This is a genomic window from Actinomadura sp. 6K520, from assembly GCF_004349245.1.
Classification (GTDB): Bacteria; Actinomycetota; Actinomycetes; order Streptosporangiales; family Streptosporangiaceae; genus Spirillospora.
The window spans coordinates 1-9,034 of sequence record NZ_SMLC01000235.1; the positions used below are offsets into that span (position 1 = coordinate 1).

Sequence of the window (9,034 nt, forward strand, 5' to 3'; positions counted from 1 at the left end):
AACCCACCCACGCCCTGGCCGCCGCCATCGCCGAGGCCCGCCACTGCGCCGAGACAGGCGAACCCAAGGTCATCCTCACCGCCCTCTGCGGCCACGGCCACCTGGACATGGCCGCCTACGACCGCTACCTGTCCGGCGAGATGGAAGACCACCCCCTCCCCCAGTCCCGCCTGGACGAGGCCCTCACGACCCTTCCGTGAGCCGGGAACAACACCGGACCCGCTATCGTCTATGTACGGCGGACGAGCCGGCCGGACGGCCGCGTCGGGGAGCGATCCCCGTCGAGGAAAGTCCGGGCTCCACAGGGCAGGGTGGTCGGTAACGCCGACCCGGGGCGACCCGCGGGAAAGTGCCACAGAAAGCAAACCGCCACCGGTTCGCCGGTGGTAAGGGTGAAACGGTGAGGTAAGAGCTCACCAGCGCCCACGGTGACGTGGGCGGCTCGGTAAACCCCACCCGGAGCAAGGTCAAGAAGGGGCCCCGCAAGAGGCCCCGCGCAGGTGCCCGAGGGCGGCCCGCCCGAGCCTGCGGGTAGACCGCTGGAGGCCGCCGGCAACGGCGGCCCGAGATGGATGGCCGTCACCCGCCGCCCCGCACGGGACGGCGGGCCACAGAACCCGGCTTACAGGCCGGCTCGTCCGCCCCTTTCTCTAGGATTCGAGCCAGGGAAGGGTGAAGCGGGTGAAGACGATGCCGCCGGTGTCGCCGATCTCGTAGAGGGTGCCGATGGAGCCGTCCGCCAGGACGGCCATGGTGGAGTAGCCGGCGGCACCGGGTTTGAGTAGGGCGTGGGCGGGCCAGCTCGCGCCGTCGTCGCGGCTCACCCGGACGGTCAGGTCGGTGCGGTCGGTCGCGGCGTTGTTGCTGTGCAGGGCGACGCCGGTCAGGGACGGGGCGCCCCGGGCCGGGCGCAGGTAGGAGATCTCGTCGCCGTTGCAGGCGGGGTCGATGAGGCCGCTGTTCCAGGCGGTGCCGAAGGCCGCGGTGACGTCCGGTGCGGTGGCGTACCAGCGGTTGCCGCCGCCGTTGGAGCGCATGTTCTGCGCGATCCGGCCGGTGGAGCGCTGGACGGCCTTGCTCTCGTTGACGCCGGTCGCGGCGGACGTCCCGTTGCGCCAGGTCGCGCCGTGGTCGTCGGAGTAGATGTTGGACGCGTGGTCGACGCCCCCGGCCTTGTACACGATCGGCTGGACGAGGCGCCCCGAGGCGAGTTGGATGCCGTGGCCGGAGGAGGCGAACATGCCCGCCCAGGACGGGTGGCGGACCTGCGGGTTGAGGTCGACCGGGGAGCTCCAGGTGGCGCCGTCGTCGGTCGAGGTGATGTAGCGGATGTGGGTGTTGTCCGGGGCCGTCGTGGAGGTGTCGCCCGGGACCGAGCTCCAGAAGCCGATGCCCGGCCTGGGGGAGTAGGTGAAGAAGACGAAGACCTTGCCGGTCTCGCGGTCCACGAGGATGCTCGGATCGCCATAGCCCTGGGACGTGGCCGGCGGGCTCGCGATGATCTTCGGGTGGGAGAAGGTCGCGCCGCCGTCGGTGCTGCGGGCCATCGCGATCCGGATGTCGTTGGTGCCGCCGCCGAGGTCGTAGCTGCCGTCGACGCGGGCGTCCATGGCGGCGAGGACCGTGCCGTCGTTGGTGACGGCGAGAGCGGGGATGCGGACGGACCTGGCGGCCTTCCCGAGACCGTCGATGACCGTGGACGTGGTCAGGACGGTCTGGGAGTTCATGCCCGGTTCTCCGGCGTCCAGCCCGCACCCGGAGGTGCCGGAGAGGGTGTCGCTCCAGGAGCCCGACGAGACGTTGAACGTGTAGGGGGTTCCGTCGGGAACCGTCCAGTAGAGGCCGTTGTGGCCCGACCCGGCGGGGACGGTGACGGTCCAGGGGGAGCCGCTGCGTCCGGGCCAGGCGACGGTGAACGTGCGCGAGGCGGCTGAGCGGTTGTCCAGGATGAGGCGCAGGCGGTGCGGGGTGCCGCAGTCCATGGTGGCGCGGACGCTGAGCGCGCCGGAGCAGTCGAGTGTGCCGCTGTTGGTCTGGTCGAACCCCTGCGGGGTCGTCGTGCGGAACGTGTAGCCGGTGCCGGACGGCCTGGTGAAGTGGAAGTGGGCGCTGTCGCCGGCGGCCACCTGGGCGGTCCAGGTGCCGACCCCGGGCCAGGTCAGGGTGAACGTGGTGGCGGAGGAGGTCCCGTTGACCACCGTCTGCTGGATGCGGCTGGACGTGCAGTCCTGCGTCACCACCGCGGACTGGCCGGCGGCCTGGGCCGGAGCGGCGGTGACCGAGGCCAGGACGGTGACCGCGGCGATCGTCGCGGCGCGGATGCGGGGGGACGTGGAGGGGCGGGGGATGGGCATGGCCTCACCTTCCGATCGGACATGGGATGTAGGATGTCCGTCGTGGGGTGAAGCTAGACGCGGTGCCCGGGGCCGTCAAGCCCCGGACTTCAGATTTCCGCGTCGTCCTCGTCGCGGCGGGTCTGGTCCAGGCGGACGCGGATGCCGCGGAAGTGCGCGGCCATGGCCGCGGCGGCGGCCCCGCGATCGCCGGCGCGGAGCGCCTCGTAGATGTCGCGGTGCCGCTGTGCGACGTCCGCCGCCTCCTGCTCGACGGGTGCGAGGTCGTGCTGCAGCGTCCGGTACACGTCCCAGAACGCGCCGAGGAGCTGGTTGACGATCGGGTTGGCGAGCGGCTTGTAGAGCAGCTCGTGGAACATGCGGTCGGTCTCCGGGGTCACGAGGCCGGCCCGGGCCTCGGCCTCCATCCGCTCCATGATCTCGTCCAGCTCGGCGTTGCCGCTGGCAAGTCCGCGGTCGATGACGTCCTCGACCAGGCCCCGTTCGAGGACCTCGCGGATGTCCACCAGGTGCGCCAGGTCGTCGCGGCCCTGCCGCTTGGACATGCGCGCGTGGAAGGTCAGCTCGTCGACCAGGGCGCCGAGCGACATGCTGCCCACGTACATGCCGAAGCCGTGCCTGATCTCCACGATGCCGACCGCCTGCAGCGCCTTGAGCGCCTCGCGCAGCGAGTTGCGGCTCACGTCGAGCTCCTCGACCAGCTCGAACTCGGTGGGCATCGGGTCGCCGGCCGCCAGGCCGCGCTCCAGGATCAGCTGCTTGACCCGCTGCTGCACCTCCTCGGTCCGGCTGCTGCGGCCGCGCGTCGCACGTCCCCGCGTCCGAGCTGCGGTCATCGGCTCACGCTCCCCATCCCGTCGGATTCGTCGCGGCCCGGCACTTGACCTCGCCGGTGCCGACGCCTACCGTACACCGACGAACGACGTTGGATGTCCTACCTCCCCTCCGACCTGCGTCGGACTACCCTGCAACCCCCACCACGCACCCCCAACTCCCACCGCGCCCCAGGAGGCGACGTGACCAAGCTCCAGCCCGGCCAGGGCCTGCACCGCCGCGACTTCCTGCGCTACACCGGGATGCTCGGCGCCGCCGCGACGATCACCGCCGGCCTGGCCGCGTGCGGCGGCCCCTCCTCCACCGGGTCCGGCGGATCCGGTGGCGGCGGCGACACCATCCAGGCCGCGCTCGCCTACGCCCTCTCGGGCGGCTTCGACCCGATGACGGCCTCCAGCGCCGTCGCCACGGCCGCCAACCTCCACGTGCTGGAGTCGCTGGTCGACCTCGACCCGATCACCCGGCAGCCCTACAACGCCCTCGCCAAAGAGGACCCCGCCGAGGTGGACGACACCACCTACCGGGTCACGCTCCGCGACGGCGCCAAGTTCCACGACGGCTCCGAGGTCACCGCCGACGACGTCGTCTTCAGCTTCGAACGCGTCCTGGACCCGGAGAACGCGTCGCTGTTCATCCAGTTCCTGCCGTTCCTGGACGGGGTGAAGAAGGTCGACGCGGCCACCGTCGAATTCAAGCTCAAGTACCCGTTCGCGCTGTTCGCCGAGCGCCTGTCCGTCGTGAAGGTCGTGCCGAAGAAGGCCGTCGAGGCCGACCAGAAGAAGTTCGACGCGCTGCCGGTCGGCTCCGGTCCGTTCAAGCTGACCTCCGCGAGCGCCACGGACGGGCTGACCTTCGCCAAGGCCGGCACCTACAACGGCCCGCGGCCCGCGAAGGCCGCGAAGATGACGTGGCTGCTGCTGGCCGAGCCGTCCACCCGCGTCTCCGCGCTGCAGTCCGGCCGCGCCCAGGCGATCGAGGCCGTCCCCTATCTGAACGCCGACGAGCTGTCGAAGAAGGCGGCGGTCGAGTCGGTGCAGAGCTTCGGCCTGCTGTTCCTGATGTTCAACTGCGAGCGGAAACCGTTCGACGACGTGCGCGTCCGGCAGGCGCTGCACTACGCGCTCGACACCGACAAGCTCATCGAGACGGCGCTGCTGGGCAACGCCGCCGCGGCGACCAGCTTCCTGCCCGCCGGCCACCCCGACTACGTCAAGGCGTCCACCGTCTACGGCCACGACCCCGCCAAGGCCAAGAAGCTGCTGTCGGACGCGGGCGTCAGCGGACTGAAGGTCGAGCTGGTCACCACCGACACCGACTTCGTCAAGGACTGCGCGCCGCTGATCAAGCAGAGCTGGGACGCGATCGGGGTCGCCACCACGCTCAACGTGGGCCAGTCGGGCGGGCAGTACTCCAACCGCATCGACACCGGCAAGTTCCAGGTCATGGCCGCCCCCGGCGACCCGTCGGTGTTCGGCAACGACTGCGACCTGCTGATGCGCTGGTTCTACGTCGGGACCTGGCCCGAGACCCGCAGCCGCAACGCCGGCACGGCCGAGGCGAAGAAGGTCGTCGGCCTGCTGGACGAGGCGGCACGCCGGCCCGACGCCGCCGCGCGCAAGGAGCTGTGGCAGCAGGCCATCGACATCGTCGCGGAGCAGGCCGCGCTGTACCCGATCTTCCACCGGAAGCTCGTCACCGGCTGGCGGCGCGAGGCGCTGCCCGGATTCCGGCCGATGTCGACCACGGGACTGTCGTTCATGGACGTCGGCCGCGCCTGATCCGGCCCGGCCGACGCCGCACTCCCGACCGAACGGACACCCTCCATGGCAACGATCCTGCGCATGACGGCGGGACGGCTGCTGACCCTCGCACCGATGGTGCTGGGGATCACGCTGTTCGTCTTCGTCGTGCTGCGCTTCTCACCCAACGACCCCGCGTACAACGCGCTCGGTGAGGGCGCGACACCGGAGGCGCGGCGGGCGTACGCGGCCGAGCACGGGCTCGACGACCCGCTGCCGGTCCGGTACGTCCGGTTCCTCGGTGATCTCCTGCACGGTGACCTCGGGGTGACCGCGCCGCCGAGCCGGTCGGTGACCAGCGCGATCGGGACGGCGTTCCCGCTCACACTCCAGCTCACCGTGCTGGCGGTGCTGATCGGCGTGCTGTTCGCGGTGGTCCTCGGCGTCACCGCGGCGCTGTTCCGGGACCGGTGGCCGGACCAGGCGATCCGGGTGCTGTCCATGGCGGGTGTCGCGATGCCCTCGTTCTGGCTCGGCATCCTGCTGATCCAGCAGTTCGCGGTGGGGCTCGGCTGGTTCCCGACCGGCGGGTACGTCAACCCGGCGGACTCGGTGGGCGGCTGGCTGCGCAGCCTCACCCTGCCGGCGATCGCGATCGCGTTCCCGGTGGGGTCGCTGCTCGCCCGGGTGGTGCGCACCGCGATGGTCGAGGAACTCGACCGCGACTACGTGCGCACCGCCATCGGCGGCGGCCTGCCGCCCCTGGTGGTGGTCGGGCGGAACGTCCTGCGCAACGCGCTGATCACCCCGCTGACCGTGCTCGGCCTGCAGATCGGCTACCTGCTGAGCGGCGCCGTCGTGGTGGAGGCGATCTTCGGGCTGCCCGGCCTCGGCACCCTCATCATGCAGGGCGTCACGGCGGGCGACCCGGCGCTCGTGCAGGGGGTCGTCCTCGGCATCGCGCTGACGTTCCTGCTCGTCAACCTGCTGGTGGACGTGCTGTACCTGTTCGCGAACCCGCGGCTGAGGGGGGCCACCCGATGAACGCGACCCTGCATCCCACGGCCCGCGCGCTGCGCCGGCTGCGGCCCGCGTCCCGCATCGCGCTCGGCGTGCTGCTCGCGATAGCCGTCGCCGGGCTCGCCGCCCCGCTGATCGCCCAGCACGATCCGCTGACCACCGGCGTCGCCGGTCAGGCGCCGTCCGCCGAGCACTGGTTCGGCACCGACCGGGTCGGGCGGGACGTGTTCGCCCGCGTCCTGTACGGGGCGCGCTGGTCCCTCGCGATCGGCCTCGGCGCGACGCTGCTCGCGCTCGCGGCCGGGGCGCTGCTCGGATCCCTGGCCGCCACCACGCACCGCCTCGTCGACGAGATCGTGATGCGCTGCCTGGACGTCGTCATGGCGTTCCCGGCGGTCGCGCTGGCCGCGGTGCTGGTCACCGTGTTCGGCAAGAGCCTGCCGGTGCTGATCTGCACCATCGGTTTCCTGTACACCCCGCAGATCGCGCGGGTGGTGCGGGCGAACGTGCTCTCCCAGTACGGCGAGGACTACGTCGCGGCGGAACGCGTCATCGGCGCGGGACGCGGCCACATCCTGCGCCGCCACGTCCTGATCAACTGCGCGGCGCCGATCCTGGTGTTCTGCACGATCGTCGTCGCCAACGCGATCGTGTTCGAGGCGAGCCTGTCGTTCATCGGCGCGGGCGTCCAGGACCCCGATCCGTCCTGGGGCAGCGTCATCGCCTACGGCAAGTCGCTGGTGCTGGCGGGCGGCTGGTGGGCCACGTTCTTCCCCGGCCTGTTCATCCTCGTCACGGTGCTGGTGCTGAACGTCCTGTCCGAGGGCGTCTCGGACGCCTGGGCCGCGCCCGCCGGCCGCACCGACACCGAGGCCGCCACCGACACCGAGGCCGCCACCGGCACCAAGGCCGCCACCGACACCAAGGCCGCCGTCCGTGCCGAGGCCGGCGTCGTCACCGCTGCCGACGCCGCGTCCGACCGGACGGCCGGGGTCGGCGCCGACCTGCGGGAAGCGGGCCGGCGTCTCGCCGAACGGGCGCGCCCCCTCCCGGAGGGCGAGCCGCTGCTCCGCGTCGAGGACCTCACCATCGGCTTCCCCGACCGCTACGGCGACCTGAACGTCGTCGACGGGGTGTCCCTGGACGTCCGGCCCGGCGAGGTGGTCGGCCTGGTGGGGGAGAGCGGCTGCGGGAAGAGCCTCACCAGCCTGGCGATCATGGGGCTGGAGCCGCGCGGCGCGCGGATCGGCGGCCGGCTGCTGTTCGACGGCCGCGACCTGCGCACCACGCCCGCCCGCGAGCGGCGCCGGCTGCTCGGCCACGACATGGCGATGATCTACCAGGACGCGCTGTCGTCGCTGAACCCGGCGATGACGATCCGCGCCCAGCTCCGCCAGCTCACCCGCCGCGGCGGCACCCGCACCCCCGCCGAACTGCTCGGCCTCGTCGGCCTCGACCCGCACCGCACGCTGCGCAGCTACCCGCACGAGCTGTCGGGCGGGCAGCGGCAGCGGGTGCTGATCGCCATGGCGCTGTCGCGGGACCCGCGGCTCGTCGTCGCGGACGAGCCGACCACCGCCCTGGACGTCACCGTCCAGGCGGCGGTCATGCGCCTGCTGCTCCGGTTGCGCGCCGAACTCGGCTTCGCGCTGATCCTCGTCTCGCACGATCTCGCGCTGGTCGCCGACGTCACCGACCGGGTGGTCGTGATGTACGGCGGGCAGGTCGCCGAGGCGGGCGCCACCCCCGGCCTGGTCGCCGCGTCCCGGCACCACTACGCGCGGGGGCTGCTCGGCGCGGTGCTGTCGCTGGAGAGGACCGGTGGCAGGCCCGTGCAGATTCCGGGCGTGGTGCCGTCGCCGGCGCATTTCCCGGCGGGCTGCCGGTTCGCCGACCGCTGCGCCGCCGCGACCGGGCTGTGCGCGACGACGCGCCCGGAGCCGTCGGGCGATCCGCACCGGCACGCGTTCGCCTGCCACCACCCGGTCCACGAGTCCACCGATCCGTCCGGCCAGGTTCCGGCGAAGGCGGGAGAACCACGATGAACACACCCGTGATGGAACTGCGGGACGTGCACGTCCGGCTGCCCGTCCGCACCGGGAACCCGTTCCGCCGCGCCGCCGTGCACGCCCTGACCGGCGCCGACCTCGCCATCGGGCGCGGTGAGACGGTCGGGATCGTCGGCGAGTCCGGGTGCGGCAAGTCCACGCTCGCGAAGGTGCTCGTCGGCCTGACCCGTCCCACCTCCGGCACGGTGCTGTTCGAGGGCGGCGAGCTCGGGGCCCTCCGCCGCCGCGACCGCGCCGTCCGGCTCGGCGCGTCCGTCGGGATGGTCTTCCAGGATCCCGCGACCGCCCTGAACCGGCGGCTGCCGGTCCGGGCGATCCTGCGCGACCCCCTCGACGTGCACCGCCGGGGCGAACCCGGCGAGCGGGACGAGCGCGTCCGGGAACTGATGTCCCTGGTCGGGCTGCCGCCGCAGCTCGCCGCCGCGCTGCCCGGGCAGCTGTCGGGCGGGCAGCGGCAGCGTGTCGCGATCGCCCGCGCGCTGGCCCTGGAACCGGCGCTGCTCGTCGCGGACGAGCCGACCTCGGCCCTCGACGTGTCGGTCCGGGCGCAGATCCTCAACCTCATGCTCGACCTGAGGGACCGGCTCGGCCTGGCGATGGTGTTCGTCTCGCACGACATCCAGACGGTCCGCCGCATGTCCGACCGGGTGGTCACCATGTATCTCGGGCGGATCGTGGAGGAGGCCCCCGCCGCGGTGGTGGCGCGCGGTGACACGCGCCACCCGTACACGCGGGCGCTGCTGTCCGCGACGCCCAGCCTGCTCGACCCGATGGAGCCGATCCGGCTGGACGGGCCCGTGCCGTCGGCCGTCGACCCGCCCACCGGATGCCCGTTCCGCACGCGCTGCTGGCGCGCCACCCCCGAATGCGGTGAGGCCATGCCCGGCGCCACGCCCGCCTCCGACGAGCGGCACCTGTACCGGTGCCTGCATCCCGTCACCGACCCGTCCGACCTCGCTCTTTCCTCCGTCTCCCAGGAGATTCCGTGACCTCCGCTCCCACCGGCCCCCCGACCGCC

Annotated in this window: 6 protein-coding genes, 1 other RNA gene and 1 pseudogene; 6 read left to right on the forward strand and 2 right to left on the reverse strand. The window is 72.5% G+C overall.

Annotation, left to right across the window (positions count from 1 at the left end; all coding sequences use genetic code 11):
* Positions 1-200 (forward strand): annotated as a pseudogene (locus E1289_RS34080) (TrpB-like pyridoxal-phosphate dependent enzyme); the annotation flags it as partial.
* Positions 201-243: 43 nt separating this feature from the next.
* Positions 244-641, forward strand: an RNA gene (gene rnpB / locus E1289_RS34085) — RNase P RNA component class A.
* 9 nt (positions 642-650) lie between these two features.
* Here the strand turns inward: rnpB and E1289_RS34090 are convergent.
* Both E1289_RS34090 and E1289_RS34100 read right to left on the reverse strand, forming a co-directional pair.
* Positions 651-2,354, reverse strand: a complete 1,704-nt coding sequence (locus E1289_RS34090) for a sialidase family protein (protein ID WP_165970725.1) — start codon at positions 2,352-2,354, stop codon at positions 651-653.
* Positions 2,355-2,443: 89 nt separating this feature from the next.
* Positions 2,444-3,190 carry an FCD domain-containing protein gene (locus E1289_RS34100; RefSeq protein WP_131987711.1) on the reverse strand — a complete coding sequence of 249 codons (747 nt, stop codon included), beginning with the start codon at positions 3,188-3,190 and terminating at the stop codon, positions 2,444-2,446.
* Positions 3,191-3,370: 180 nt separating this feature from the next.
* Between E1289_RS34100 and E1289_RS34105 the strand changes: the two genes are divergently transcribed.
* From E1289_RS34105 to E1289_RS34120, 4 genes are read left to right on the forward strand one after another with little or no spacing between them, the layout of a single operon-like run.
* Positions 3,371-4,966 carry an ABC transporter substrate-binding protein gene (locus tag E1289_RS34105; protein ID WP_131987713.1) on the forward strand — a complete coding sequence of 532 codons (1,596 nt, stop codon included), beginning with the start codon at positions 3,371-3,373 and terminating at the stop codon, positions 4,964-4,966.
* Positions 4,967-5,011: 45 nt separating this feature from the next.
* Positions 5,012-5,971, forward strand: coding sequence for an ABC transporter permease (locus E1289_RS34110; RefSeq protein ID WP_131987715.1), 960 nt, complete (start codon positions 5,012-5,014; stop codon positions 5,969-5,971).
* Positions 5,968-7,992, forward strand: coding sequence for a dipeptide/oligopeptide/nickel ABC transporter permease/ATP-binding protein (locus E1289_RS34115; protein ID WP_131987717.1), 2,025 nt, complete (start codon positions 5,968-5,970; stop codon positions 7,990-7,992). The genes E1289_RS34110 and E1289_RS34115 overlap by 4 nt, the downstream gene beginning before the upstream one ends.
* Positions 7,989-9,005, forward strand: a complete 1,017-nt coding sequence (locus E1289_RS34120; RefSeq protein ID WP_207929334.1) for an ABC transporter ATP-binding protein — start codon at positions 7,989-7,991, stop codon at positions 9,003-9,005. Before E1289_RS34115 ends, E1289_RS34120 begins: the two co-directional genes overlap by 4 nt.
* Positions 9,006-9,034 lie beyond the last annotated feature (29 nt).

Coding starts and splice junctions, on each gene's coding strand:
- E1289_RS34090 (WP_165970725.1), bottom strand. CDS start 2,354: ATGCCCATCCCCCGCCCCTCCACGTCCCCCCGCATCCGCGCCGCGACG.
- E1289_RS34100 (WP_131987711.1), bottom strand. CDS start 3,190: ATGACCGCAGCTCGGACGCGGGGACGTGCGACGCGCGGCCGCAGCAGC.
- E1289_RS34110 (WP_131987715.1), top strand. CDS start 5,012: ATGGCAACGATCCTGCGCATGACGGCGGGACGGCTGCTGACCCTCGCA.
- E1289_RS34115 (WP_131987717.1), top strand. CDS start 5,968: ATGAACGCGACCCTGCATCCCACGGCCCGCGCGCTGCGCCGGCTGCGG.
- E1289_RS34120 (WP_207929334.1), top strand. CDS start 7,989: ATGAACACACCCGTGATGGAACTGCGGGACGTGCACGTCCGGCTGCCC.